The 25656-nt window shown below is 63.0% G+C and carries 25 protein-coding genes; 5 read left to right on the plus strand and 20 right to left on the minus strand.

Translation table 11 applies throughout. The annotated features are described in order from the left end of the window. Positions 1-48 precede the first annotated feature (48 nt). Genes JQ616_RS34865 through JQ616_RS34895 form a run of 7 tightly spaced genes read right to left on the minus strand, consistent with a single transcriptional unit; the run spans position 49 to position 6896 of the window. Positions 49-495: a Zn-ribbon domain-containing OB-fold protein gene (locus JQ616_RS34865; protein ID WP_212022690.1), complete on the minus strand. Its 447-nt coding sequence runs from the start codon at positions 493-495 to the stop codon at positions 49-51. Beyond that, positions 492-1688: a thiolase C-terminal domain-containing protein gene (locus JQ616_RS34870; protein ID WP_212022691.1), complete on the minus strand. Its 1197-nt coding sequence runs from the start codon at positions 1686-1688 to the stop codon at positions 492-494. Before JQ616_RS34870 ends, JQ616_RS34865 begins: the two co-directional genes overlap by 4 nt. Continuing rightward, positions 1685-2968, minus strand: coding sequence for a CaiB/BaiF CoA transferase family protein (locus JQ616_RS34875; protein ID WP_212022692.1), 1284 nt, complete (start codon positions 2966-2968; stop codon positions 1685-1687). The genes JQ616_RS34870 and JQ616_RS34875 overlap by 4 nt, the downstream gene beginning before the upstream one ends. 48 nt (positions 2969-3016) lie before the next feature. Then, positions 3017-4237 carry an ABC transporter substrate-binding protein gene (locus JQ616_RS34880; RefSeq protein WP_212022693.1) on the minus strand — a complete coding sequence of 407 codons (1221 nt, stop codon included), beginning with the start codon at positions 4235-4237 and terminating at the stop codon, positions 3017-3019. A 27-nt stretch (positions 4238-4264) separates the two neighbouring features. Further along, the gene (locus tag JQ616_RS34885) at positions 4265-5224 is read right to left on the minus strand and encodes a PDR/VanB family oxidoreductase (RefSeq protein WP_212022694.1); all 960 of its coding nucleotides are present in this window, start codon (positions 5222-5224) and stop codon (positions 4265-4267) included. A gap of 12 nt (positions 5225-5236) precedes the next feature. Continuing rightward, positions 5237-6556, minus strand: a complete 1320-nt coding sequence (locus JQ616_RS34890; protein WP_212022695.1) for a Rieske 2Fe-2S domain-containing protein — start codon at positions 6554-6556, stop codon at positions 5237-5239. A 13-nt stretch (positions 6557-6569) separates the two neighbouring features. Further along, the gene (locus JQ616_RS34895; RefSeq protein WP_212022696.1) at positions 6570-6896 is read right to left on the minus strand and encodes a hypothetical protein; all 327 of its coding nucleotides are present in this window, start codon (positions 6894-6896) and stop codon (positions 6570-6572) included. Positions 6897-7101: 205 nt separating this feature from the next. Between JQ616_RS34895 and JQ616_RS34900 the strand changes: the two genes are divergently transcribed. Next, positions 7102-7596 carry a MarR family winged helix-turn-helix transcriptional regulator gene (locus JQ616_RS34900; protein ID WP_212022697.1) on the plus strand — a complete coding sequence of 165 codons (495 nt, stop codon included), beginning with the start codon at positions 7102-7104 and terminating at the stop codon, positions 7594-7596. A gap of 20 nt (positions 7597-7616) precedes the next feature. Here JQ616_RS34900 and JQ616_RS34905 read toward each other — a convergent pair whose 3' ends face one another. The 4 genes from JQ616_RS34905 to JQ616_RS34920 are packed head-to-tail and all read right to left on the minus strand — an operon-like array spanning position 7617 to position 12797. Then, complete coding sequence (locus tag JQ616_RS34905) at positions 7617-8810, minus strand: CaiB/BaiF CoA transferase family protein (RefSeq protein WP_212022698.1); 1194 nt, start codon at positions 8808-8810, stop codon at positions 7617-7619. 10 nt (positions 8811-8820) lie between these two features. Further along, a complete protein-coding gene (locus tag JQ616_RS34910; protein WP_212022699.1) occupies positions 8821-11055 on the minus strand; it encodes an acyl-CoA dehydrogenase in 2235 nt (744 codons plus the stop codon). Between the two features lie 8 nt (positions 11056-11063). After that, a complete protein-coding gene (locus tag JQ616_RS34915; RefSeq protein ID WP_349630085.1) occupies positions 11064-11873 on the minus strand; it encodes an enoyl-CoA hydratase/isomerase family protein in 810 nt (269 codons plus the stop codon). 57 nt (positions 11874-11930) lie between these two features. Continuing rightward, the gene (locus JQ616_RS34920) at positions 11931-12797 is read right to left on the minus strand and encodes a FadR/GntR family transcriptional regulator (protein ID WP_212022700.1); all 867 of its coding nucleotides are present in this window, start codon (positions 12795-12797) and stop codon (positions 11931-11933) included. A gap of 82 nt (positions 12798-12879) precedes the next feature. On the opposite strand from JQ616_RS34920, the gene JQ616_RS34925 reads away from it, so the two are divergent. Together JQ616_RS34925 and JQ616_RS34930 are read left to right on the plus strand one after the other, a co-directional pair. Then, a complete protein-coding gene (locus JQ616_RS34925) occupies positions 12880-14019 on the plus strand; it encodes an acyl-CoA dehydrogenase family protein (protein WP_212022701.1) in 1140 nt (379 codons plus the stop codon). 49 nt (positions 14020-14068) lie between these two features. Continuing rightward, positions 14069-15280: an ABC transporter substrate-binding protein gene (locus tag JQ616_RS34930; protein ID WP_249137652.1), complete on the plus strand. Its 1212-nt coding sequence runs from the start codon at positions 14069-14071 to the stop codon at positions 15278-15280. Between the two features lie 426 nt (positions 15281-15706). Here JQ616_RS34930 and aspT (JQ616_RS34935) read toward each other — a convergent pair whose 3' ends face one another. Continuing rightward, positions 15707-17401 carry an aspartate-alanine antiporter gene (gene aspT, locus JQ616_RS34935; RefSeq protein WP_212022702.1) on the minus strand — a complete coding sequence of 565 codons (1695 nt, stop codon included), beginning with the start codon at positions 17399-17401 and terminating at the stop codon, positions 15707-15709. A gap of 15 nt (positions 17402-17416) precedes the next feature. Then, entirely contained in the window at positions 17417-19108 is a 1692-nt protein-coding gene (gene aspT, locus JQ616_RS34940) for an aspartate-alanine antiporter (protein WP_212022703.1), read from the minus strand. A gap of 353 nt (positions 19109-19461) precedes the next feature. Between aspT (JQ616_RS34940) and aspD the strand changes: the two genes are divergently transcribed. Further along, positions 19462-21087 carry an aspartate 4-decarboxylase gene (gene aspD / locus JQ616_RS34945; RefSeq protein ID WP_212022704.1) on the plus strand — a complete coding sequence of 542 codons (1626 nt, stop codon included), beginning with the start codon at positions 19462-19464 and terminating at the stop codon, positions 21085-21087. A gap of 103 nt (positions 21088-21190) precedes the next feature. On the opposite strand, the gene JQ616_RS34950 is transcribed toward aspD, so the two are convergent. The 5 genes from JQ616_RS34950 to JQ616_RS34970 all read right to left on the minus strand — a co-directional run bounded on the left by JQ616_RS34950 (position 21191) and on the right by JQ616_RS34970 (position 23724). After that, positions 21191-21928 carry an outer membrane protein gene (locus JQ616_RS34950; RefSeq protein ID WP_212022705.1) on the minus strand — a complete coding sequence of 246 codons (738 nt, stop codon included), beginning with the start codon at positions 21926-21928 and terminating at the stop codon, positions 21191-21193. A 220-nt stretch (positions 21929-22148) separates the two neighbouring features. Continuing rightward, positions 22149-22379 (minus strand): hypothetical protein, encoded by a 231-nt coding sequence (locus JQ616_RS34955; protein ID WP_212022706.1) that lies wholly within the window; start codon positions 22377-22379, stop codon positions 22149-22151. A gap of 246 nt (positions 22380-22625) precedes the next feature. Beyond that, positions 22626-22919, minus strand: a complete 294-nt coding sequence (locus JQ616_RS34960) for an HdeA/HdeB family chaperone (RefSeq protein WP_212022707.1) — start codon at positions 22917-22919, stop codon at positions 22626-22628. Between the two features lie 22 nt (positions 22920-22941). After that, a complete protein-coding gene (locus tag JQ616_RS34965; RefSeq protein ID WP_212022708.1) occupies positions 22942-23238 on the minus strand; it encodes an HdeA/HdeB family chaperone in 297 nt (98 codons plus the stop codon). 57 nt (positions 23239-23295) lie between these two features. Continuing rightward, positions 23296-23724, minus strand: a complete 429-nt coding sequence (locus JQ616_RS34970; RefSeq protein ID WP_212022709.1) for a universal stress protein — start codon at positions 23722-23724, stop codon at positions 23296-23298. 196 nt (positions 23725-23920) lie between these two features. Here JQ616_RS34970 and JQ616_RS34975 point away from each other — a divergent pair, with 196 nt between their 5' ends. Continuing rightward, a complete protein-coding gene (locus JQ616_RS34975; protein WP_249137654.1) occupies positions 23921-24271 on the plus strand; it encodes a hypothetical protein in 351 nt (116 codons plus the stop codon). A 31-nt stretch (positions 24272-24302) separates the two neighbouring features. Here JQ616_RS34975 and JQ616_RS34980 read toward each other — a convergent pair whose 3' ends face one another. Both JQ616_RS34980 and JQ616_RS34985 read right to left on the minus strand, forming a co-directional pair. Further along, entirely contained in the window at positions 24303-24734 is a 432-nt protein-coding gene (locus JQ616_RS34980; RefSeq protein ID WP_249137656.1) for a hypothetical protein, read from the minus strand. An 11-nt stretch (positions 24735-24745) separates the two neighbouring features. Further along, positions 24746-25630 (minus strand): DUF2950 domain-containing protein, encoded by an 885-nt coding sequence (locus tag JQ616_RS34985; protein ID WP_249137659.1) that lies wholly within the window; start codon positions 25628-25630, stop codon positions 24746-24748. Positions 25631-25656 lie beyond the last annotated feature (26 nt).

Genomic DNA, 25656 nt, shown 5'->3' on the forward strand with positions numbered 1-25656 from the left:
AGGTCTGTCAGTCCAGAACCCTTGTCAGCCGGCCGATACGGTTGAGTATCACCGCGGCCGCCATTGCAGCAATGAGAAGGCCGGATCGGCCTCCGGGTGATGTTCGAACACCCCTTCGACCTCTGCTCCGATGACGACGGTCTGCTGCGGATCGCCCAGGAGATTGCCGACCATGCGCACGCTGCCTGCCTGCGGCAGCTCGACCACCACGGCGACATACGGACCGTGCTGTTTCAACGCCGCATGCGAGGGGTGCCACACGCGCTCCCAGCTGAAGATGCGGCCCGCTGGTTCGACCTCAGTCCATGTGAGGTCAAAGGCGTGACAATGATGGCATATCCACTCCGGCCCGAACTGCCAACTCGTGCAACGGTCGCAGCGCTGCACCAGAAGACGGCCTTCACGCAAGCCCGCCCAATAGGGTGCCGAAAGGCCATCCGGCTCGCTGACCGGAATGGGTAATCCGGCGGGAAGATAGTGCGCAGGTCCACTCATAGCGTCGCCTCCGAACCCAGAATGAGGTTGCTGGCCGGCGTCACCATCGGTCCACCGATGACCATCGCTATATCGTTTCGTCGCACCTGGTTCGTCGACGTTTCACGCACCTGCCGAACGGCTTCCAACACCAACTCGAAGCCGTGCATGTAACATTCGGCGAGGTTGCCGCCGCTGGTGTTGAGCGGCAGTCGCCCAGACGGCGCGATCAGGTTCTCAAAAGTCAGGAAATCGTTGGCCTCCTCCGGCTTGAAGAAACCGTGCTCTGCCAAGGCCATCACGACGCCGCCGGTGAAATTCTCGTACGCCTGGACCACACCGACATCTGACGGCCCTACCCCGGCCATGCGGTACAGATCGGGGGCGACGGTGTCGAAACTCGCGGTGGCATAGAGCGGCGCGTTGTGCGCCGTCGCCGCCGCACGATGTCCGGACCCGAAGGCCGCGCCGAGCAGATAGACCGGCTTGTGCCGGAAGTCGCTGGCGCGCTCGGCCGATACCAGCAGCAATGCGGCAGCGCCGTCATTTTCCATGCAGCAATCGTAAAGATGGAAAGGCTCGGCGATCCAGCGTGACGCATCGTATTTCCCCGCATCCAGCGGCTTGCCGTACATCACAGCACGCGGATTGGCCTGCGCATGGTGATAGGAGGCGAGCGCAATTGCGCGCAACGCCTCCTGCCGCACGCCGTGCTCGTGCATGTAGCGCTGCACCCGCATGGCAAAACGCTGCGGCGGCGCCAGCACACCATAGGGCATCAGATAGGACCGTTCGCCCGAAACGGTGTGAATCCCGGCTGCCTGTCCGAAACGTCCATATTGGCCCTGTGCCAATGAGCGGAATACCACCACGCAATCGGCGAGGCCCGCGACGATTGCGGCGGCTGCGTTGGCAACCGCCGCGCAGCAGCCGCCACCGCCACCGCCCCATTGCATGGTGGCCGAGCGCAATCGATGTGTACCCAACGCCGCGGCCAGCCGCGAAGCTTCGCTGCGATCGTCGCTGTAGGACGCGAACCCATCGATCTCGCGTGGATCGAGCCCGGCATCCTCGCACGCCGCCAGGATCGCCTTCAGCGCGAGCTTGAATTCAGGGTCGGGAGAGGCGCCATGGCGATAATATTCGGTTTCGCCGATCCCGATCACAGCCACCCGGCCTCGCAGCGTCCGCTCGTCTTGCGCCCGCGCCGTCACGGCTTGGCCCCCTGTCGCGCAGGCTGACCGCCGAACGCGCCGCCTGCGGCAAGGCGCGTTATCTCCGCTTCGTCATAGCCAAGCAACTCGCGCAGAACGTTATCGGTGTGCTGCCCGACCGCCGGTGCCGCAACGGGATCGACGATCGGCGTCCGCGAATAGCGGATCGGCAGGTTCACATTCGGCACCCAGCCAACCGTCTCGTGCGGGATCCGGGTGACGATCCGGCGCTCCCGCGCCTCGGGCGAACGGATCGCTTCGCCCACGGTGCGCAGCTGGCCACAGGGCACGCCGGCCGCCCGCATCCGCGACTGCCAGTGCGACCAGGGCTGCTGAGCAAAGGCATCGCCGAGGATCGCGAACAGCTCCTCCCGCCGGCGGATGCGGTCAGAGCCGGTTGCGTAGATTTCGGCCGCGGCAAGATCCTCGCGCTCCAGCACCTGCGTCATCAAGCGTTGAAAGATCTTGTCATTGCCGCAATTGATGTAGAAGGAGCAATCGCTCGCCAGGAAGACGCCCGACGGACACGTGTCCGGACTGGTGTTTCCGCTACGCTTTGGATCCGCACTGTTGAATAGCGACTGCATGGTCGCGTAGCCGGTCATCAGGACGGCATTCTCGAACAACGAGACCTCGATGGCCTGGCCTTGCCCGCCGCGCTCCCGCGCGAGCAAGGCGCCAAGGATCGCATTGCTCGCCATCATCGCAGTGCTGATGTCCATCACCGGCGACAAGGCCCGCACACCCTCCCGGTCGGCATATCCGTTCATCGACACGAAGCCGCTCTCGACCTGCGCGATCGGATCGAAACCGAGCCGGTCCGAAAACGCCCCATCACGGCCATAGGCAGACACCGAGCAATAGACGATCTCGGGTTTGATCTTGCGACAGCTCTCGTAATCCAGCCCCAGGCGCGCCATCACACTCGCCGAAAAGTTCTCGACAAGGACGTCCGCCGTGGCGATCAGCTCACGTGCGACCTTCAGCCCCTCCGGGGACTTGAGATCGAGGGCAACGCTGCGCTTGTTGCGGTTGGTCCAGAGGAACGGCGCGCCGTGCCTGAGATCGGGATGCACCGGCGGGTAACGGCGCAAGTCGTCGCCGCGGCCCGGTGCTTCGATCTTGATCACCTCGGCCCCCATATCGGCCAGGATCATGGTCGCAAACGGTCCCGCGATGAAATGCGAGAAATCGATCACCCGGATCCCAGCAAGCGCCTTTGGAGCCTCGGCGGGACGCGGCGTATGCTCGGGGAAGTCGGTTTCAAGTTGATCCAACATCAGGAGATCCGTGAGTTCGGGTCTGGATTCATGCGAAGCGAATGGCGGTCAGTTGCTCTTCGGCTCGACGAGCGAGCAGCCGCCCTGATCGAGCGGACGGAAGGCTTCGGGGCCAGACAACACACCGACCTGCTCCAACAGGTCCCACTTGGTCTTCGACGCACCCGGGCTCTTCACTTTGAAGATGTACATGTTGTGAATGGCGCGGCCGTCGGCGCGCACCACGATCGGCCCGAACAAGGCGTCGTCGATCGGCGTCTCCTTCAACTTCTGGATCACGGCCGGCGCGTCATTGGTTCCTGCTGCCAGCGCCGCGTTCAGATAGGCAAGCACCGAGGAATAAACACCGGCGTGGAACGCGGTCGGCGACTGCCCATGCTGCCGCTCGCTGAACCTGGCCGACCAGGCGCGACTCGCTTCATTGAGGTCCCAGTAGAACGGTTGGGTGATGATCAGTCCCTCCCCGACCGCAAGCCCGCTGGACTCGACATCGTTGGTGGTGGTCAATAGCGCGGCGAAAGTGCGCCCGCTCTGCTTCAGCCCGAATTCAGCGGATTGCTTGATCAGGCTGACGGTGTCGCCGCCGGCGGTCGCGAACGCGATCACGTCGGCGCCGGAGCTATCGGCCTGCAGGATGAACGATGCATAGTCCGCATTGTTGATCGGCACATTGACCGATCCGAGAACGGTGCCGCCGCCGGCGCCGATCACCGCTGTTCCGTCGCGCACCATTGATTTACCGAGCGCGTTGTCGGTGGCGATGAAGTACCATTTCTTGCCGCCGTGACGCACGAGATAGGCACCGATCGTGTGCGAGGCCGCCCAGGTGTCGAACGTCCACTGAATCGTATTGGGTGAGCAGTATTTCCCGGTCAGGTCGGAGGACGCCGCGCTCGACGCGATCAGCGCAGCCTTGGTGCCGCGAACCACTTCGTTGACGGCGAGCCCAACGGCCGAGTTCGGTACATCGGCGACCGCATCGACCTTCTCCTGATCGATCCAGCGGCGCGCGATCGCAGCGCCGACGTCAGCCTTGTTCTGGTGGTCGGCCGAGACGATCTCGACCTTGAAGTCGGGATGCAGCCGCATGAAGTCCTCGGCAGCCATTTTGGCCGCCGTTACCGATCCCTCGCCGGCATTGTCCGAATATGGGCCGGACGCGTCGTTGAGCACGCCGATCTTCAGGGACCGCGCAACGTCCGCCGAAGCAGGCGAACTGGCCCAAATAGCCAGAAGGGCTATTCCAGCAATACGCGATAGATGCCTCATCGTTTCCACCCTTGTTATGTCGTTGTTCTAGAGATCGAGCACGAGCGTGCGGGACCTGGCGCCCGAGCAGCAGATCATGACGCTCTTGTTTGCCGCCTGCTCTTCCTTGCTCAAAAACTGGTCACGATGATCGGGTATGCCCTCGATCACGCGCGTTTCGCAGGTGCCGCAGACCCCCTCGGTGCAGGCGTAGTTCGCGGTAATGCCGGCATCCAGCAATGCATCGAGGATCGTCTTGCCGGGCTCGACCGGAATCGTGCGGTCGCTTCGCGCGAGCCTGACTTCGAAACCGCCCTCGATAGCGGGCGCTTCCCGCGCCTGGAAATATTCGACATGCACATGGTCGGCGGCCCGTCCGGCGGACGCCGCCTCGAATGCCGCGAGCATGGAAACTGGACCACAGCAATACAGATGCGCGTGAGCCGGCGCGTTTCCGACAATTGCCGGCAGGTCGAAGAGACGGCCCGGTCGCTCATCGTCGAAATCGACATGCATCCGCGAATGACCGGATCGAAACGTGCCGAGTTCGTCGAGGAATGCGGCGGCGGCGCGGGTCCTTGCGGCGTAGTATAGCTCCCAGCGGCGTCCGAGCGTCTCCAGACGCCGGATCATCGACAGCAACGGCGTGATGCCGATGCCCCCTGCGATCAGGACCGAACTCTCAGCCTGTTCGTGAAGCGCGAAATTGTTGCGCGGCCCGGAGATCGTCATGATGTCACCGACCCTGACGGTGTCATGAACGAAGCTGGAGCCACCCCGGCTCTCGGCATCCCTGTTGACCGCGATCACATACCGGTGCCGCTCGCGCGGATCATTGATCAGCGAATAGCTGCGGATCATGCCGTTCGGCAGATGCAGGTTGATATGGCCGCCTGCCGTGAATGGCGTCAGCTCGCCGCCCGTCCTGGCAATCAGCTCGTAGGAATTGATCCGCTCGGCCTCGTAGCCGATGCGCTTGACCAGCACGTCCTGCGTCACGTCAGCCATGGCGTGATGCGCTCACAGCTCGTACCCGAAATCGGCGCCGAGCTTCGCTCGCATGAATGGCGCGCCGACATCGACCCAGGAATCCTCCGGTGGCAGCCGCAGCGACACCGCGCGCACCATGAACACGTCGGGATCCGAGACTCCCTTAGGCTTGATCGCGTGATCGCGATAGGCGCCGAGCGCCTCCAGAATGAAGCGCCGCGTCATCGCGATGCCGGTGTCGCTCGAGCACAGTGTCTCCCTGGTGCGATCGAAGATTGGCGAGACGCCGCTCTGGCAGGCACCGTCCTGCACCCAGAGCCCCGGCAAGCCGGAGAACCAGGTGGTCCTCTGCGCCTCGTAGTCGAATTGAAAGCCGTTCTGCGGATTGTATTTGGTCCAGTAGCCGGCATACGGAACCGTCACCGGATGCTGCACCAGCGCGTGGCGGCTGGCGTGACCGCTCTCGCGGCCCTTATGTCCTTCGGCGAACACCTGCCGTGTCTTCTCCAGCAACGGCTCCGACGGATGATAGGAGAACATGATGCAGAGCGTGTTCTCGTCATCGATTGGCACCCAGGCGTGCCCACTCAGATCCGGGAACGGCGACAGCGGAGGCACCAGCGTATAGAATGGCAGCAGGAACTGGTTGACCCGCCAGTACAGCGTGTTGGCATCGTAATTGCGCCGCGCGGCGATGCTCATGCCGAAGTCTTGCTTGATGCATTCGAAGGTCGGACGCAGATCGCGCTTCTGGATCCAGGCGCTGGTGGTGCCTTGAGCGTCGAGCCGACCGTGCAGCAGCGGCGCGTGCGCGGAGTCGATCTCGCCCTCGACCGCCTGCAACCAGTTGCACTCCTGGACCCGAACCGAGATGTGCACCTGCTCGACCGGCACCAGATTCCATTCGAGGTTCGGCAGCGGCGGAAGTTCGGCCTGGTCGGGACCCATATAGGTCCAGATCATCCCGTTGCGCTCCTTGCAGGGATAGGCCTTGATCCGCACCCGCTCTTTCAGACGGCTGCGCACCGGCTCCGCCGGCATGTCGGTCACGGCGCCGGTGACATCGAATTTCCAGCCGTGATAGACGCAGCGCAGCCCGCAATCCTCGTTTCGCGCAAAGATCAGCGGCGCGCCGCGATGCGGGCAGGCCTGGTCGACCAATCCGATGCGCCCCTCGGAATCCCGAAAGGCGACCAGATCCTCGCCCAGCAGCCTAATGCGCTTCGGCTGCCCATCCTTGGCGAGATCCGCCGACGGGAGGAATGGAATCCAGTACAGCCGAAACAGGTCGCCGAGCGGCGTGCCCTTGCCGACCCTTACCAGGCGTTCATTGTCTTCGCGCGAGAGCATGGGTATGCCTCCTTCAATTGCGTGTCATCGGGGTCGCTACGCCGCCGAGAAGCGCGGCAACGCGGTCAGACAGTCCGAGATCCTGTGCGGTCCAAAGCGGATCGGATGCGGTAAGCGGCCTGCGCGGAATCGGAGGCTGCTTGCCCTCCTCCACCAAGCCGACAATCAGTTCGATGCGCCGCCGCTCGAGCTCCCGTAGAGCTTCCTCGACCACAGCGGCTTCCACCGTGCACCCCGGAAGCTCCGGATAGGCGAGACGAACCCGCCACTGCCCCGGCTCGGCTTCAACCGCCTCGGCTTCAAGCAAATAAGGAATCGACAGCAGCTCACGCAGGTCCAAGTTCGACCTCCCTGCACGATGTCTTTCGCATCGCATATAATACGTATACGTACTACATTGATTGATAGCTGGCAAGAGCCAAGCGCAATTGCATCGCCCCGCAAGCAAGCCTGGACGGCGGTTCGGCGCAGGGTTGAGGACGTCAGACCAAGCTGCTAACGGCTAAGGCGAATTCGCACAATTGTAGCTGGGATCCAACGACGGCATGGCAGTCGATAAGGCAACGAAGACTGGTTCAGCCGCAGATACCGCGCGCGACTGGCAACTCGAAGGCGGCGTCGGATTTCTGTTGCGGCTGCTGGAGGCGCGCTACGACGGGCTCTATCAGAGCATGACGCGCCAGAGCGACATCACGCCGCGGCAGTTCGGCGTGCTGATGGCGCTCTACCAATTGGGTCCTCTCACCCCGTCCGTACTCGCAGACCGGATCAGCTGCGACCGCAATACGCTGAGCGAAATGCTGAAGCGGATGGTCGCACGCAGGCTGGTCTCGAAGAAAGACAATCCGGACGACCGCCGCTCGCTCCAGGTGCAGATCACCGCCAAGGGAGAGGAAGCGCTCCTGGCCGTGATCCCGGCAGCGGCCGAGCTGCAGAACATCATGCTGGCTCCCCTGCGGAAGGAAGACCGCGCACATTTCCTCAAATGCCTGCTGGCGATCGCGAAGGCTCCGCCGCCCGACGCCCCGTCCGATACCTGAGATTGCCGGCACCAGGCTGCCTAAGCCTGCGCTCTGCCAAACGTACCCGCAGCTGCGAGCGCCGCGATTGCATCCGGCGATAATCCGAGGATCCGCGATAGCACGTCATCCCGCTGCGCGCCGATTCCGGGAACGTGACGTCCGATCGGCGTATCCGCCCCGGACATCTGCCACGGTGCATTGACGCCTGTGAATTCGCCGGCACCATCCGAGACCGCCCCGAACACGCCTCGCTGGCGCAAATGCGCATCGGCGAGCGCCGCGCCCGGCGTCCGGTATTCGGCGCAGGGAACGCCGGCGCGATCGAGCGCCTCGATGCATTCGGCGACGGTGTGACGCTCGGTCCATTTCTCGATCACCTGCATCATGGAAGTCCAGTTGGCGCCGCGCGCCGGAATGGTCGTGAAGCGCGGATCGTTCGCCAGCTCTTCCTGCCCCGTCACCTCGCACAGCGCCGCGAAATTGCGCGGCGTGACCGGCGCGATCAGGATATCGCCGTCGCGTGTACGGACCGGCCCATAGGTCGGGCGCGGCGCGCGGATCGGGAATTGCGCTTCCTGGAGTTCGTAGACCAAGAGGTTCAGCATGCAATCCATCAAGGCGACATCGACGCGCTGTCCTTTCCCGGTGCGTTCACGCTGGACCATCGCCGTCTGAATCGCGGAGTAGCCGAAGATGCCGCCGAGAATGTCGGCAACAAAGATCGCACCGGCGGCCGGACGCTCCCGGTCGCCGGCATAGCGCATCAGCGAGGTATCAAATCCACTCTCGGCATGCACGATCATGGCGTAGGCCGCGCGCTCGGCCGCCGGCCCTGACTGGCCATAACCGGAGATCGAGCAATAGATCAGTCGCGGATTGATTTCGCGAAGCGTCTCGTAGCCAAGGCCAAGGCGGTCCATCACGCCGGGGCGGAAATTCTCGACCAGAATATCCGCTTCCGCGACCATGCGATGCACGAGCTTGATGGCATCGGCGTTCTTGAGGTCCAGCGCCAGGCTGCGCTTGCCGGCATTGAGCTGGCCGAAATAGGTGCTGTGGCCTTCGCGTAGCGGCGTCCGCAGCCGCATGTCGTCACCTTCCGGTGGCTCGATCTTGATAACCTCGGCCCCGACGTCGGCGAGCAGCCGCGCGCAATAAGGCCCCGCCACCATGATCGAGAAATCAAGCACGCGCACTCCGGCGAGCGGCGCCCTGTCGTCATCCTTCTGCATCCGATCGCTCCTATCTCGGCAGCCCGAGCGCGCGTTGCGCGATCAGGCTGCGCTGGATTTCGTTGGTCCCGATGCTGATCACCCACATCAGCGAATGCCGCAAATTCTGCTCGAAGCGGCCGTTGTCGATCGCGCCCGGCATCTGCTCGGAGAGCGCGGCGCGCATCCCGAGAATGTCGAGCGCAGCCTCGCCGAAGCGCTCCATCAGCTCTCCGGAGAACACCTTGCTGATCGCGCCATATTCCGGCGGCGTCACACCATCGGCTGCGAGTTCAGCACAGTGCATCATCAGGAGACGGCCGATTTCGATCTCGGATGCCAAGGTCGCAATCCGGTTGCGCACGATCGGATCGTCGGCCAGGGACCGATCCCCTTGCTTTGCGATCACGTGCGCACGAAGCTGCTCGAAGGCGTGCGCGACCTTCAGGACGATCCCGCCACCGACCAGCCCGCGCTCGAAGGCGAGCGCGCTGGTCAGCACCTTCCAGCCGCCGTTGACCTCGCCGACCAGGTTCTCGGCCGGAATGCGGACATTGTCGTAGAAGATGTTGGCAAACGTGCCGTCATACATGGTCACGGATGGACGCGTCGCAATGCCCGGCGCATCCATCGGCACGATGAACATGCTGATGCCGGCATGCGGCGGTCTCGCATTCTTGTCGGTCCGGGCGGCGAGGAACATGTATTTGCCCCACCAGGTGGTGGTCCAGATCTTCTGGCCGTTGATCACCCAGTGATCGCCGTCCCTGACCGCACTGGTGCGCAGCGCCGCGAGGTCCGACCCCGCCTGCGGCTCGCTGTAGCCCATGCCGTGCATGGCTTCGCCGCGCAGGATTTCCGGCAGGTATGTCCGCTGCTGCTCTGCCGTGCCGAACATCATCAGCGCGTTGGCCTGGATCGCCGCGCCGATCCGCGGTGCCTCACCCCGCTCCATCGTCTCCATGAAGGCGATCTGCTCCAGCGGGGAGCGCGCCTGGCCGCCGAATTGCTCCGGCCATCCGAGACCGATCCAGCCGGTCTCGCCGATATCGCGGGCAAAGGAGGCATCGAACTCGCGCTTGGCGAACGGCCGCTGGTCGAACGCCTGCTTCGCACCTCCAATCCAGTTCTCATCGAGCCAGAGCCGAACCTGCTCACGAAACGCATTTCCCGCGGGCCCGAGGTCATATTGCGGCAGTCCGGCGCCGCCCGCATCCAGCAGCCGCGCCGCCAGTCGATGCTTGGCGTCCGAAGCGCCACCGAGCGCAGTTGTATCGAGGTGCACGCGCTTGAAATGGATCGGCGCCTCGTGCTCCTCGGCATAGCCGATCGCACCGAAGGTATGCTGGGTCTCCAGCGACACCTGCCGCAGCGCATGACCTGAGAACGCCGATGCACAATCGGCAAAGTACCGCCAGGCCTCGTCGCCGCGATCGTGGAGTCCAGCGACGTGATCCAGGATCAGCCTGACGCCCTCGAGCGCGATCAGGCAATTGGCCAGCTTATGCTGGATGGCCTGGAATTTGCCGATCGGTTGCCCGAACTGATGTCGTTCCTTGGAATAGTCGACAGCCAGCTCAAATGAGCGCCGCGCCGCGCCATAGGCGCGTGCCGTCGACGCGACTTTGCCCGCAAGACGGAGTTTATCCAGATCGACGCCGAAGGGAATGAGCGTGGCTCGCGCCGCGTTCAACCTGACCTCGTAGAGCCCCCACGCCCCCATCGCGCGGGTCGCGACGCATTCGACACCGGCCTCGCCAAGATCGATCAGCGCAAGGTGAGACTGATCCCGAGCGACCATGAGATGCGTTGCGCTTCCCGCGGCCTCGACGAAGCGAAGCACGCCCGTCGCTTTGAGCTCCGTAACCTCGATCGAGCCCGTTCCCGGATCTGGATCCAGCGCACCGAAAGAGAAGGCGACGATCGCGTTCCCGGAATGCAGCCGCTCCAGAAAATCAATCGTCGCATCGACCGGGGATGCGGAGATGGCGAGATTGGCGAGCGCGGTGGACCACATCGGCGCCGGACATCCGGCGCGGCCGAGCTCCATCATAACGACGAGAATCTCGGCAAGCCCGCCCTCGCCGCGCTCCGCCCCGAGCGCGGCCACGCCCTGCTCGACCAACTTGCGCCAGATCGCGGATAGCTCGTCCGGCGAGGACGCCGCCGCGCCCCCCCGCGGACGCCAATGCTCGTCGAGGAAGCCGCGCAACGAGTCGCGCAGCATCCCCGTGACATCGTCGCTCCCCACTTCGGTCGCCGCCATTGCTCGACCTATGCCTTGCCGAACCTGGGCTTGCGCTTCTCCTTGAACGACATGGTCGCTTCCTTGTGATCGGCGGTCTCGAACGTCACCTGCTCCAGCGCCATCGAGGCTTCCAGGAGCATGTTCACGCGTTCCTTGACGATCTGGTTGATCGACAGCTTGGTCCAACGAATCGCCCAGGTCGGGCCATTGGCGAGCTCGACCGCGATGGCGCGGGCCTTCGCCAGCACCTCAGCACGCGGCGCGACGTGATTGACCAGCCCGATCCGCTCCGCCTCATTGCCCTTCAGGAGCGTGCCGCGGATCAGGAATTCCTTGGCCTTGTTGATGCCGATCAGCAGCGGCCAGATCACGGTGCCGCCGTCGCCTGCGACCAGGCCGACGCGGGAGACGTGGGTGTCGCCGATCCGCGCATCCTCGGCCATCACGGTGATGTCGCAGAGCAGCGCATGGGTTGCGGCAAGGCCGATGGCGTCGCCGTTGATCGCCGCGACGATCGGCTTGTCGAGCTCGAGCTGGCGGGTGACGCCGCGCCGGCTGATCATGGGGTCGTGCACCTCGCCCTCCTCCAGCACGTCGCCGCCCGGCCGCTCCGACATCGCCTTCACATCGCCGCCCACGCTGAAGAAATCGCCGGCGCCGGTCAGCACCACGGCGTTGACGGCGTGATCGTCGGCAAGGTCGTCCCAGATGGTGCGCAGTTCGCGGATCAGCTTTTGGTTGATGGCATTCCGCGCCTGCGGACGGTTCAGGGTCACGGTCGCGACCTTGTCCGCAACCTCGACTGTCAGGCATTCATACTTGGCGTAATTGGACACGTTTACCTCCGTTGTTATTGCTGTTTCTATGTTGACTTGCTCGCCGGTCCGGCGCGCCTACCGGCGCATTCCGGGCTGCACGTCCGCCAATGCGACATGCAGCGACATGGCGCCAGGATCCTGCTCCAGCATGCGCTGCACGGATTCCAGATGCGACCGCAGTAGCCGACCTGCCAGCTCCGCGTTCCGCGCGCTCAGCGCGGTGAGGAACTGCCGCCGCTTCTCCGCCAGCCGCGCCATCGCGACCCCGCTGGAGGCAACCTTGGCGTAGACGAAACGCATGTGGATCTCGGTGACCGAGTCCACGATCATTGCAATCACCTTGTTGCCGGTCGATGCCGCCAGCAGCTTGTAGAACTCGCGCGAGCACTCGACCCGGTCGAGCAGCCGTCCCTCGCTGGTGGCAAGCACCGTCCGCTCGATATTGGCTTCCAGCGCATCGAGATCGGCGCGCCGCGCATTCGCGCACGCCAGCTGCACCACGAGGTCGAGCACGTGGACCCGCGCCTCGGACAATTCCCGAACCGAAATCGTCCCGAGGCTCAGCATGTCGCGCATGACCTCGTTCATGCGGCGGGTGTCGCCCTGCTGGATGAAGGCGCCGCCCTTGACGCCCTTCTGCAACCGCAGCACGCCGGCCATCTCCAGGCTACGCAGGGCTTCCCGCAACACATTGCGACTGACCCCGAGCTGTTGCGCGAGTTCGCGCTCGGCCGGCAGCTTGTCGCCGGGTTTCAGCACACCGAGCGCCAGCTGCTCACGAATGCGCTCGCAGATCTCCTCGAACGTCCGCCTGGTGTGGATCGGCTTGAATGTCGGCGCGGCTGCGGAGCCGGCCGCACGGAGATCGGTGGCCCGCTCCCGCCGGATCGGCGAGGCGGTACGGGAGCGCTGCGGCGCGCGAGGGCTTGACTTGGTGCTCATGCGGTGAATTATTAAATGGATCACCCATTCAATGGAAGCCCCTTTTTAGGCTTCCGGCAAATAAAACAAACTGGGAGCCCGCATGAGTTTTTCCGAGGAGCAGGTCGCCTTCCGCGACAATGTGCGCAAGATGGTCGCCAAGCACGTAGCGCCGATCGCCGCCGAGATCGACGAGACCGACCGCTTCCCGCTCGAGCTGGTGAAGCTGTTCGGCGAAATGGGACTGATGCAGCTCTGGGTGCCGGAGCGCTACGGCGGCCCGAACGGCAACCTGACCATGGCGTGCATCGCGCGCGAGGAGATCTCGAAGGTCTCGCCCGCCTGCGCGTCGATCGCCGCGCTCAACACAATGTTCATCATGCCACTGCTGCATTTCGGCTCGGAAGAGCAGCGCCGGAAATACCTGCCGATCATCGCCGAGGGCGGCGTCGTCACGGCGATCGCGATCTCGGAGCCGCAGGCCGGCTCGGACGTTGCCGCGCTCAACACTCGCGCCCGGAAAGACGGCGACAGCTATGTCCTGAACGGTCGCAAGCAGTGGTGCAGCTACGGCGTCGTCGCCGATTACATCGTGGTGATGGCGCGAACCAGTGACGGCGCCGGCGCTGATGGCATCAGTGCCTTCATCGTCGAGCCGAAGACAATGCCGGGCATCTCGTTCGGCCGCCACGAGCGCAAGATGGGATTTCGCGGAGCGCCTAACACCCCGATCTTCTTCGACAACGTCCGGGTCCCCGTGGAAAACCTGGTCGGCGAGGAAGGCAAAGGCTTTCGCGCATCGATGCGCGCGCTCGACCTCAACCGGCCGACCATCGGCGCACAGTCCGTCGGCCTCGCACAAGGCGCGCTCGACGCCTGCGTCGCCTATGCCAAGGAGCGCAAGCAGTTCAAGAAGCCGATCGCCGAGTTTCAGGGCGTCCAATTCATGCTCGCCGACATGGCGATGCAGATCGAGGCGGCCCGCGCGCTGGTCTACGAATGCGCGCGTGCCGGCGATGCGGGCGACTGGAAGCGCTTGAACCTTCTCGCCAGCATGGCGAAATGCGTCGGCAGCGACATGGCCATGAAGGTGACGACCGACGCGGTCCAGATCTTCGGCGGCTACGGCTACACCATGGACTATCCGGTCGAGCGGATGATGCGCGATGCCAAGCTGACCCAGATTTTTGAGGGCACTAACCAGATCCAGCGCGTGGTGATCGCGCGGGAACTGCTGCGCTAGCAACCATCGATTTCAACAAGAACCAAATTGCAACACGGAGGAGACGACCTTGCATCAGATCATCAACCGGGCGCTGGCGGCCGTCGCGCTGTCCGCCCTGCTGACGGCGGCTGCCTATGCACAGAAAGCCTACGGTCCAGGCGTCAGCGACACCGAGATAAAACTCGGCCAGTCAACGCCGCTGAGCGGCCCGGCTTCCGCCTTCGGCGCCGGCGCCGGGCGCGCGGTAGTCGGCTATTTCGAGATGCTGAATGCGAACGGCGGCGTCAATGGCCGCAAGGTCAACTTTACGCAGCTCGACAACGCCTACAGCGCGCCGAAGGCAGTCGAGCAATCGCGCAAGCTGATCGAGGATGTCGGCATATTGGCCGAGGTCGGCACGATCGGCACCGCGCCCAACGTCGCGATCCAGAAATACCTCAATGCCAAACAGGTGCCGCAGCTCTTCATCACCGCAGGTGGACGCCGCTTCAATGATCCCAAGACCTTTCCGTGGACGATCCCGCTCTATCCGGACTTCGAGACCGAAGGCCGCGTCATCGCCAAGTACATCCTGAGCGCAAAGCCCGACGCAAAGATCGGTGTGCTCTACCAGAATGACGACTACGGCAAGGACTATCTCAGGGGCCTGCGCGCCGGCCTCGGTCCGAAGGCCGAGATGATCGTTGCCCAGGCCTCCTACGAGCTCGCCGATCCAACGATCGACTCGCAGATCGTCCAGCTGAAGGCAGCCGGTGTCGACACCCTGATCGAGCAGTCATCGTCGAAGGCGGCCGCGCAATCGATCCGCAAGGTCTACGAGCTTGGCTGGAAACCGCTGCACGTGATCGGAGGGTCGACAGCATCGGTCGAAACGATCCTGAAGCCCGCCGGCCTCGAAGCATCGAAGGGCCTCGTCACAACGCAATTCCTCAAGCAGCCGGGCGACCCGGCCTGGGCGAATGATGACGAGGTCAAGGCCTACAAGGATTTCTTGAAGACGTACGCCCCCTCGGCGAATCCGGACGACTACTCGGTGCTCGTTGCCTACATGAATGTGCACGCCGTGGAGTTGGCGTTGCGCAAATGCGGCGACGATCTGACCCGCGAGAACCTCATGAAGCAGGCCACCTCGCTGAATGGCGAACGATTGCCGATGATGCTTCCAGGCGTCGCGATCAGCACCCGGCCCGGAGACTACACGCCCTTCAGGACGCTGCGGATTGCGACATTCGACGGAGCAAGCTGGTCCCTGACCGGCGCCCCTTTGTCAGCCGACTAGACCGGACCGCGGGCGAGAGCCGCCGAGGCTCTCGCAACGTCGGGAGACCGCCTCGCATCGCGCGATCGTCTCAAACTGGTGGCGACAAGATTTTTCTTGATCTCCCGGTGCACACGTCGTGCACATACAGCCCTCTCGCCCATTGAAAAAATTGAACTCTCGATCCAATCCATCATGGGCGCGTTCAAGCTAGCTCTGGCAATCGATGACCGGTTGGCTAGATCCAATCAGAGACGATGTCGTCTCAGGAGTGAGAAAGGCTACCCTTTCCTCGCTGCCCGCGACCGGTGAGCCCGCCGCAGGTTCAAATCCTGGAGGCACAACCATCGATCTAGTCAACCCGAGGGCGAAACGCCGCATTCCGCACCGAGCAGGTCGCTTGCGCTCGATCTCAATGGCGAGGTAACCGCCGGCCATCCCGTCTGGTCATCCGGCGAAAACGACGACCATGATTGATCCCCAGGTTGTCAGCAGAATGTTCGAGATCGGATAGGCTGGCGTGTAGCCAAGCACCACCACGGAGCTACCCGAGCGCTCCTGAATGGCGGCCATTGCGGCCGTTACCGTCTGTGCTCCGGTCAATGCGCCCAGCAACAGGATCGGGTTCATGCGCAACACGAAGTGGCCGAAGCAGAAGCCGACGATCTGCGGCAACAGGGTGACGATCATGCCGCCCAGCAGCAGGCCGATGCCCGACTCGCGTATCGCGGAAAGGAAGACGGGACCGGCATGGATCCCGGTCAGGCCGACGAAGGCAGCCAGCCCGAGCGACGTCATCAGGCTGATGGCGCCATCGGGGATCCGGCCGAAATACGGCAGACGGGTGCGGAGATAGCCGACCAGAAGTCCGGCGAGCAGCGTGCCGACGCTGGTGCTCAGCGAGATGGTGATGCCACCAACCGAAAAACTCAGGAGCACGCCGACGAGGCCGCCGAAGAAGATCGCGAGCCCCAGCACCACGAAATCGATGCTGGTGCTCGGCGCGACAACGACGCCGATGCTCTTGGCGGCAGTCTGCACCACAGCTTCGGGGCCGACGATACGAAGCATATCGCCGCGCTCCAGGACCGTGCCGGCGGCGACGGGGAGTGCTTCTCCACCTCGGCTCAACGAGGGCAAATAAAGGCCGCGAGCCCAGCTCTGTTCCGACGCCTGCTCGAGACTCGTGCCCGCAAGCTTGGGGTTGATCAGGAACACGTCGGCCGAGACCAGGGGGATGTCGAGCAGCTCCCGGTCCTCCACCTCCTCACCGCGTGGCCCGATCAACTCGACGATGATCTGGCGCGGCGCCGACAGCGCGATGACGTCGCCGGCCGCGAGCGTCGTTCCGGGCTCCGCCTCGATGATGCGCTCGCCGCGGCGAATGCGGTGGATGAACACGCGTTGCCCAGGCACGCGGGCTTCGGCTGTTGCGACCGTCAGTCCGGTGATCGCCGCGTCGGCATCCAGCCGGTAGGCGCGCATCTCGAATTTGCGCCAGGCCGACGCCAGGCCGGGTTTGGCGCGCGTGATGCCCAAGGCCTGTTCGAGCTTGAGCGCTTCGGTCTTGAGGTCGATCTTCAGAAGTGCCGGCACGACCAATGTGCAGAACGTGATCACGCCGGCATAGCCGAAGATGTAGCAGACCGCATCGGCCACCGCGATGTGCGAGACGAACAGCGCGCGCTGCGCTTCGGACACCGGCAGTGAATTGACTGCGTCGGTCGCCGTGCCCATTGCCGCGCTCTGGCTCAGGGCCCCGGACATCAACCCGGCAGCAAAGCCCGGGTCAAGTCGCAGCACGCGTGCCACGATGATCGCGGCCGCAAGACCGGTGAGGCTCACGACAACGGCCATCAGCATCGGTTTCAGCCCGTCGCGCTTCATCGCCAGCACGAATTGCGGACCGACCGAATAGCCCACCCCGAACAGGAACAGCAGGAACAGGAATGATTTGGTCATGCCGGAGACCGGCACATGCGCGAAATCGCCGACCGCAAGGCCGGCGAACAGCGCGCCCGTCACCGGGCCAAGACTGAAAGCGCCGATTCTGAAGCTTCCGATCCAGTAGCCCGCGGCGATCACCAGGAACAGCGCGAGCTCCGGATAACGGACGAGGAACTGCTGCAGCCAGATCAACATGGTCTGTGGTCGCGGCTATGTCATCATCATCACCAGCACCATGCCCCAGATCGTCAGCAGCGTGTTACCGACCGCGTAGGTGACGGTATAGCCAAGGCCGGGGATCTGACTCTTCGCGCGGTCATTGATCATACCCAGCGAAGCGGTCGTGGTCCGTGCGCCCGAGCAGCATCCAAGCAGGATCGCATCGTGGAAGCGGAACACGTATTTGCCGACGAACATCGCCAGGATCAGCGGCACGGTGGTCACCACGACGCCCCACAGGAACAGGCTGAAGCCGAGCTTTTGCAGACCTGCGACAAATCCCGGGCCTGAGGAGATGCCGACGATGGCGATGAAGACGTTCAGGCCGACCGAATTCATGAACCACACGGTGGGTGACGGGATGCGGCCGAAGGTCGGATGCACGGATCGGAGCCAGCCAAAGAACAGACCGGAGATCAGCGCGCCACCTGAGGTTGACAACGTGAGCGGCACGCTTCCGATCTTGTAAACGAAAGCGCCGACAAGGGCGCCGATCGCAATGGCCGCCCCGATGAAGGCGACGTCGGAAACGTCGGTCGCACGATCCGGCCGGCCCAGCAATTTCGTCGCGGCGGCAACATCAGGCGTGCGGCCCACCAGCGTAAGAATGTCGCCCCGGTTGATCTTGGTATTCGGCAGGATCGGAATCTCGACCGCAATCGCACCGCGGGCAATCTTGCGCAGGAATACACCGCGCGCGCCTGGTTCTTTCGCCAGCTCCTCCAAGGTCTTGCCGTCGACATCCTTGCTGGTCACGTAAACGTCGACGCCCTCGATCGGGACCGCCAGCAGCTCGCGATCGTCGACCTCTTCGGCCTGCTCACCGATCAGCTGCACGAGCACATCGCGACGGCCTGCAACGGCGACGACATCGCCGGCATGGATCACAGTGTCCGAAGTCGCCTCCACGATCTTCCCGCCTTGCCGGAGCCGGAGGACAAAGATGCGATGATCGGGAAGCAGCGCCTCGGCCTGCCCGACCGTCTTGCCGGCGACGGGCCCACGCTCGTGAACGCGATAGGCGCGCACATCGAACTGGTGCCAGGCCGTCCCCGGGCCACCCAGCTGCTTCTTGCCGCCATGCTCTTCCTCATACTTCCTGCACGCCGTCTCAAGATCGATCCCGAGCAGCGCCGGTCCGACGAGGGCCAGGACGATCGCCGACCCAACCGTGCCGAAAATATAGGTCACCGCATAGGCGACCGGCATGGCATCGAGCAGCTTCTTGGCTTCGTCTGCGGGCAGACCGAGGCGGTTGATGGCGTCGGTTGCAAGCCCCATCGATGCGGAGATCGTCTGCGAGCCGGCATAGAGCCCGATGGCCGATCCGACGTCATAGCCGGCGATCTTCGCGCCGAGATAGGCAGACAGCAGGCAGAAGACGCAGACCACGGCTGCGAAGATCGCCTGCGGGACGCCATCCTGCGCGATGCCGCGCACGAATTGCGGTCCGACGCCATAACCGATGGCGAACAGGAACATCAGAAAGAAGAACGGCTTCAGCGGACCTGAAATGGTGATTCCGATCTGGCCGATGATAACAGCGGCGATCAGCGTCGCGGTGACCGCGCCGAGGCCGAGACCCTTGTAGGTGAAGGATCCGAAATAGTAGCCGAGCGCCAGCGAGAGGAAGATCGCGATTTCGGGATAGGTGCGGAGCGTCTGGAAGAGCCAATCGATCATGATGTCACCCGTTCATGCTGTCCCGGAGTCTCGGCACACGCCCACCTCTCACGCAGGGTGAACCAAGCAATTGCGTCGATGGACATCAGGCGGCCGTTGGCGAAACGAATGTTGATCTATGTCAATCGCAACGGCGATTGCCTCGTCGCTTCATCGTCTTGTCGACAACGCGCGCGAATTCGCATGCTGCATCGTGACACAGCGCTCCGTCGGCGTGGCAACGTCGCCCGCGCCCGACCGTTGACATAGATCAAGGGCCGTCACCGGCTGCCGATCATGCTGCGCGCGATTGCGCAGGCGAGAGCGCCTGTCGCTTCCATTCCAACAGCTTGCATCGCCCCGGGAGTGTCAAAATGGCCGATCTTCTGACCTTAAAGAAATTCGAGGCGCTGAGCCCCTTCGAGATCAAGGACGAGCTGATCAACCTCGCGAAGAGCAATTCGAAGCGCAGTCAGATGCCCTTCCTGAACGCCGGGCGGGGCAATCCGAACTGGGTCGCCACGGCGCCGCGCGAAGGCTTCTTCCTGCTGGGTCAGTTCGCCATCACCGAGAGCAAGCGGGTGATGGAGCACCCCGCCGGCATCGGCGGCATGCCTCAGGCAAACGGCATCGCCGGACGGTTCGAGGCCTGGCTCAAACAGCATAAGGACATGCCCGGCGCGAGCTTCCTGACCGAGATGCTGCCCTTTACGGTCAAAAAATTCGGCTTCGATCCCGACGCCTTCGTTCACGAACTGGTCGATTCGATCATCGGCGACAACTACCCGGTGCCGGACCGCATGCTGGTGCACAACGAGAAGATCGTGCACGAATACCTGATGTGGGCCGTCTGCGGCGAGCCCCGGCCGGCCGGAAAATTCGACATCTATGCGGTCGAGGGCGGCACGGCCGCGATGTGCTACCTGTTCAAGTCGCTGAAGGCCAATCGGCTGCTGATGCCCGGCGATACCATTGCGCTGGCGACGCCGATTTTCACGCCCTACATCGAGATGACGCACCTTGAAGACTACGACCTGAAGGTCGTTCAGATCAGGGCGCCGCAGGAAAACAAATTCCAGTTCACCGACGAGGAAATCAAGAAGCTGGAGGACCCGAAGATCAAGGCGTTCTTCGTCGTCAATCCGTCCAATCCGCCGGGGATGGCGTTGAGCAAGGAGACGGTGGCCAAGCTGGCCAATCTGGTCAAGACCAAGCGTCCCGACCTGATGATCCTCACCGACGACGTCTACGGAACCTTCGTGCACAACTTCCGTTCGCTGCTCGGCGAGCTGCCGCACAACACCATCGGCGTCTACTCTTATTCGAAGTATTTCGGCTGCACGGGATGGCGGCTCGGCGCGATTGCGATCCACGAAGACAACATCTTCGACAAGAAGATCGCCAATCTGCCGGATGAGGCCGTGAAGGCGCTCGACAAGCGCTACGGGCCGCTCACGCTCGAACCGCGCAAGCTCAAGCTGATCGACCGCATCGTCGCCGACAGCCGCGACGTCGCGCTCAATCACACCGCGGGATTGTCGTTGCCGCAGCAGGTAATGATGAGCCTGTTCTCGCTCGCGGAGATGATGGACGTGAAGAAGGCCTATCAGGCCGCCTGCATGGAAATCGTCAACAAGCGCCTGTGGTCGCTGCTCGACGGGCTCGGGCTTGCCGACAAGATGACCCCGAATCCGAGCTATGATGCCTACTACGCCCTGATCGATTTCGAGTTCTGGGCCCGGAAGAACATCGGCGACGAGGCGGTTGAATACCTGAAGAAGAACGTCCACCCGCTGGACCTCGCGTTCAGGCTGGCGGAAGCCCACGGGATCGTGCTGTTGAACGGAGGCGGCTTCGACGCGCCCGAATGGTCGCTTCGCGTGTCGCTCGCGAACCTCCCTGACGATGTCTACGACGATATCGGACGCGGCGTACGAACGATCGCCAGGGGCTATCGCGATGCCTATGAGGCGGCAAAGGGCGGAGCCGCGAAGCGCTGACGGTGCGATGCTTTGCCGCATGCCCGGAGGCTGATCCGGCAGCGCTGAAGCCAAAGAAAAGCCCCGGCGACCGTGCCGGGGCTTTTGCATATGCTCGGAGAGATCAGTACCTCGCGACGACCGGCCCGCCGAAGCGATAATTCAACCGTATCGTCAGCAGATCCACATCCTGGCCGATCCGGTTTGCAGCGCCGGCCACGATCGGATTGACGACCGAGAATGTGTTGTTCGCATCACCCATGAAAAGGCGGTCATACTCGAGCCCGACCGACCAGTTCGGGGTGAAGCCATATTCGAAGCCGACGCCCACGGTGCCGCCCCAACGGGTCGACGTCGCCGACGCCACCCCGATTCCGCCGACCGTGGTCCAGATGTCATAACGATTGCTGGTGACCGCTGCACCGCCCTTCACATAGAACAGCGCGGCATCCCAGGCCCAGCCGAGCTGGCCGGTGAAAAGGCCCAGCCCATCGGTCTTCGTTGTCGTCGAGAAAGCCGGATTGATCAGGCTCAGGCGGGAGCTCTTCAAATCCGCCCAATCGCCCTGTCCTTCCAGGCCGAACACGAATTGGCCCGCCTGCCAGCGATAGCCGAGCTGACCGCCGAAAACGCCGCCCGAGCGCGAGCTACAGCCGTCAGCCACAGCGGCTCCAACAGCGGGGATGAAGTCCCAGCAGGTGCGGCTCTCGCCCCAGCCGCCATTCGCACCGATATAGAAGCCGGTCCAGTTGTAGACCGGCGGAGGGACCGGCACAGGCGCCGCCTTGACGGCCATGTCAGCCGACAACGCCGGCGTGGCCATGCCGACAATCGCGGCGACAGAAAGCAAAAATCTCTTCATGAAATGATCTCCGGGTCTCTTCGCGTTAATCGAGAACAGTCATTGCGCTCGCCCACTCGGGCAGTGATCGAAGCGTAGATGCGGGTCACGAAAAAGCGCGTGCCAAAATGGCAACACTCAAGGGCAATCAAACACCGCGTGTCTGATTGATGCTTGCAGCCCTTGGTTAAGCGCAGCGCTCGTACCGCCGATGCCCCGGACGTGGGTGGTCAGAGCAGGCTCACGGTTCGACGAGCCAATCGGCAATACGCTGCGAAGGAATCAATTGCCTTGGGAGATACGGATTGAGCGTGCCGGCGAACACGACCAGCCCTTCGTCCAGTTTCGACCGAGCGAACTGCTTTGCCTCCGCTTCGGTGGCAAAGGTTCTCGTCTCGCGAGGGCTGCGCGTCCGTTGATGCAGCAGACCGCGCTGGCGGATTTCGAAAGTTACATACCAGACGGCCGACACGGCAACACCGCAGAGAGCGAACCCTCAAACGACACACCATCTGGCCGTCAGCCGCGCCTTGACCTTGGTCAAGCGCCCGGACCGTAAAAATACGGGCACCGCGACCCGAGTTGAGGGAGAAAAGGCTCGATCAGAAGCGCCAGTGAGCCGCGACAAACCTGCCGACCATTGGAATCGCCGGCTTCACCTCCGACGCAAGAAGGACAAGAGCGCTGTCCAATGCCGGCGCGTTCGCAGCGACGATGATTAGCGCCAGTTCTTTTGCATCGCATTCATGACGGTGTCTGTCTTGTGCGACTTGCAGTACTTGCCAATTACCTTGCCGTTTCGCTCGACGTAGCGAAAATCGACCGTGCTCAAGTTCTTCGACGCGCTGAAATAGCCCGACATCCAGGAGCTGATCAGCATTTGTCTTTCCTGGTCCGACTCCAGCAGTTGCTTGCAGGTGATAAGGGACAGATCGACGACAACTTGAGCCCTGGCCAAAACAGTCATGGCGAGTAGGGCAACGGTCGCAACGGCAAGGATTGATGGCTTCATCGCTATATTCCGATCCTGTTGATCACTGGCCAGCTGTGGAGCGCTCGAGGCCCGCCATGACGGTCTGAGTGGGATTGGTCGCGCACCAGGCCTTTACGCTTGCTACATTCCGCGCGTACGCGTTGAGATCCACGAAGACATATCCCTTCTTCTGATTGAACCACCCGCTCATCCAGGCAGAAAATACGGAAGAGTCGCTTGGGGACATGGCCAGGTACTGCGCGCAAGTTATGCGCGCCATATCGACGCTTGTCTGCGCTTGCAGGGGACTCAACAGTGTCACGCTCGCGAGAGCCAGACACATCGCGATTTTCTTCATGAATTGCTCCCAAATTTTCATGCAATGTGGCCCGGGACCTTGCGTGAACGTGCACGTTCACTGGCAAACAAGGACCGGGATTTTCGCTTGCGTGAGCACCTTGTTGGTCACGCTGCCGATGAGAAGGGCGGAAAGCCCGCTGCGTCCGTGCGACGACATGGCAATGAGGTCGCAGCCCTTGTCCTTGGCCGCTGCGATGATGGCTTGATCGGGTTTCCCGCTCTCCACCTGGTTGGTCTCGCAGGAAACACCGGCGTCTTTGGCCGCCTGAGCGGCGCGATCCAGTGCGCTCATGGCTTCTTCCTTGCGTATCTCGGCAAATTTTGTGAGCAGTTCACGGTACCTCCCTCCGATTTCCGAGAAGGGCTCAATGACAAAGATGACTGACACCCTGGCTCCGAGAGATTTCGCCAGCGCCAACCCTTGCCTCACACCATGCTCCGCCAGCTCCGACCCATCTGTCGGAATGAGAATGTGCCGGTACATGCCTCCACCTCCCGATTAGCTGGATGCCGTCTCGCTCCCGCCAAGTGCAAGCTGGACCTTCGTTTCGGATCCGATCTTGAGATAGATCAATCCATCGCTCGGCGCGCCGCGCACCCGGATGTCTTCGACGCACCCAAAACCAGAACAACTCCGGCCGCCAAATCATGCAGATTGGCTCGCACACTTGATCTAGATCATGGCCGACGCGCAATCTTCGCCACGAAATTCCGATGCTCGCCGCTCACGAGCCATAGTGACCTCGCACCACCACGGGAGCATGCAGATGTGGGTGCTGATGTACGTGTTCTCCTATTCGGTGAACCCAGCTGCTACGAACGACAGGGCTGAATGGAGGCTTCTGCCAAACGTGGTCTTCCAGGAGTTCACGAGTGAGGAGCGATGCCGCACGGCCAAGGCCACGCTCGAGGGAAGCCTGAAAGAGGCGGGAGCCAAGCTCAAGAGCGGCTTCGAAGACCTGAAGAGCATCGGCAAGGCCGACCCGGCGCAAATCATCATTGCCTACAATGTGGAATGTCTTCCGAAATAGCATTCGAGATTGAGGCAAATCGAGCCCAAGTTCACCGCAGCGAGATCGTCAGGCCGCCCAGATTGGCGGCGAATTCCAAGCCTGCCTTCGGTCCCTTGAGCACCAGCACCACGCCGTGCTCATTGCGTAGCGTCACCCCGCCGACACCAGCGGCCCATGCACCGCCCGCTCCGACCAGCGCGTAGCTGCCGGCGAAATCGTTGACGTCCCTGAGGCCGGAGGCGGTCCCCTCCAGCCAGCTCACGGAGGTGCCGGCGGATACGCCGAGACTGAAGCCGGACGCGATGAACGGATAATGCCGCCCGCGATAGATCAACGTGCCCGTCCCGCCGCCTCCACCCACGACGAGCGCCGCCTTCACGAACTTGACCTGGACGTGGCCGGTCGCCTGCGCGAAGCATGGCGCGATCAGCAGGACCATCGCGACGAGCGCAAGTATAACGGGACGAACGCCTCGCATCATTGCAGCCCCTCTCAAGGATTTGTCGGCTCCACCTTCTTCCAGGTGTGATCCGGATCGAACACGATCATGCGCTTGGCGAGGAAATCGGTGCGAGAGCCGAGATCCTTCTGATAGACAGTGCCTGCGTGGTTGACCAGGAAGGTCATGACACCGGAATTGCCGTACTCGGCGGGCCAGGCGACCAGCGCAAAGCCGCCGATCATCTTGCCCTTCACCACATAGTTCAGCGCGCCGCCCGGGGCGTCGGAGCCCTGCGCCTTCAGGATGCGATAGTAGTATCCGTGGTACGGCGCGGCCTGCTCGCCGACCTTGTAGCCTTCCGCCGCGGCCTGGGCCGCCAGTTCACCGAGCGGGCTCGGATCCTTGTCGTCGCGCCAGAATAATCCGTCGGTCTTGCCCGGCCTGCTGACGATGCGCTGGGCATAGGTGCCGACGCCCTCGCCGCGATCCTTCTCGGCGTATTCGTTCTGGGCGTCGACATAGGCCAGACTGGTCTGGATTGCGGCCAGCTCGTTGCGGCCGATCCTGCGGTAGAGGATTTCGCGACGACCTGCATCCGCGTCGAAACTCCAGCCGTCGGCGTTGTTGACGAGTGGGATCGGGAACGGGAAGTCGTCCTTTCCCAGGATCAGGATCGCCTTCTTGTTGCCGTCGGCCTTAATCGAATGTCTGGCGTCGTAGGCTGAAAGAAAGCTCTCTCGCGCATTGGCGTCGGCGACATCGTCGCCGGACTCGATGATATCGGTCGCGTCGCGGCCCAGCACTTTCAGCATGGCCCGGCTCGTGCCAGCCTTGACCGCGGTTGCCAGGGCAGACGCCGCGTCTTCGGGGTTGGGGAAGCCCTGCTGGGCACGAGCCGGAGACAGCAGCACGGCGAGCGCCGTTGCTGCGGCCATGCTGATGGAAGCAATACGATTCAATC

Source organism: Bradyrhizobium tropiciagri (assembly GCF_018130545.1).
Classification (GTDB): domain Bacteria; phylum Pseudomonadota; class Alphaproteobacteria; order Rhizobiales; family Xanthobacteraceae; genus Bradyrhizobium; species Bradyrhizobium tropiciagri_A.

Coding starts and splice junctions, on each gene's coding strand:
- JQ616_RS34865 (WP_212022690.1), bottom strand. CDS start 495: ATGAGTGGACCTGCGCACTATCTTCCCGCCGGATTACCCATTCCGGTC.
- JQ616_RS34875 (WP_212022692.1), bottom strand. CDS start 2,968: ATGTTGGATCAACTTGAAACCGACTTCCCCGAGCATACGCCGCGTCCC.
- JQ616_RS34880 (WP_212022693.1), bottom strand. CDS start 4,237: ATGAGGCATCTATCGCGTATTGCTGGAATAGCCCTTCTGGCTATTTGG.
- JQ616_RS34885 (WP_212022694.1), bottom strand. CDS start 5,224: ATGGCTGACGTGACGCAGGACGTGCTGGTCAAGCGCATCGGCTACGAG.
- JQ616_RS34890 (WP_212022695.1), bottom strand. CDS start 6,556: ATGCTCTCGCGCGAAGACAATGAACGCCTGGTAAGGGTCGGCAAGGGC.
- JQ616_RS34900 (WP_212022697.1), top strand. CDS start 7,102: ATGGCAGTCGATAAGGCAACGAAGACTGGTTCAGCCGCAGATACCGCG.
- JQ616_RS34905 (WP_212022698.1), bottom strand. CDS start 8,810: ATGCAGAAGGATGACGACAGGGCGCCGCTCGCCGGAGTGCGCGTGCTT.
- JQ616_RS34910 (WP_212022699.1), bottom strand. CDS start 11,055: ATGGCGGCGACCGAAGTGGGGAGCGACGATGTCACGGGGATGCTGCGC.
- JQ616_RS34920 (WP_212022700.1), bottom strand. CDS start 12,797: ATGAGCACCAAGTCAAGCCCTCGCGCGCCGCAGCGCTCCCGTACCGCC.
- JQ616_RS34925 (WP_212022701.1), top strand. CDS start 12,880: ATGAGTTTTTCCGAGGAGCAGGTCGCCTTCCGCGACAATGTGCGCAAG.
- aspT (WP_212022702.1), bottom strand. CDS start 17,401: ATGTTGATCTGGCTGCAGCAGTTCCTCGTCCGTTATCCGGAGCTCGCG.
- aspT (WP_212022703.1), bottom strand. CDS start 19,108: ATGATCGATTGGCTCTTCCAGACGCTCCGCACCTATCCCGAAATCGCG.
- aspD (WP_212022704.1), top strand. CDS start 19,462: ATGGCCGATCTTCTGACCTTAAAGAAATTCGAGGCGCTGAGCCCCTTC.
- JQ616_RS34950 (WP_212022705.1), bottom strand. CDS start 21,928: ATGAAGAGATTTTTGCTTTCTGTCGCCGCGATTGTCGGCATGGCCACG.
- JQ616_RS34960 (WP_212022707.1), bottom strand. CDS start 22,919: ATGAAGCCATCAATCCTTGCCGTTGCGACCGTTGCCCTACTCGCCATG.
- JQ616_RS34965 (WP_212022708.1), bottom strand. CDS start 23,238: ATGAAGAAAATCGCGATGTGTCTGGCTCTCGCGAGCGTGACACTGTTG.
- JQ616_RS34970 (WP_212022709.1), bottom strand. CDS start 23,724: ATGTACCGGCACATTCTCATTCCGACAGATGGGTCGGAGCTGGCGGAG.
- JQ616_RS34975 (WP_249137654.1), top strand. CDS start 23,921: ATGGCCGACGCGCAATCTTCGCCACGAAATTCCGATGCTCGCCGCTCA.
- JQ616_RS34980 (WP_249137656.1), bottom strand. CDS start 24,734: ATGATGCGAGGCGTTCGTCCCGTTATACTTGCGCTCGTCGCGATGGTC.
- JQ616_RS34985 (WP_249137659.1), bottom strand. CDS start 25,630: ATGGCCGCAGCAACGGCGCTCGCCGTGCTGCTGTCTCCGGCTCGTGCC.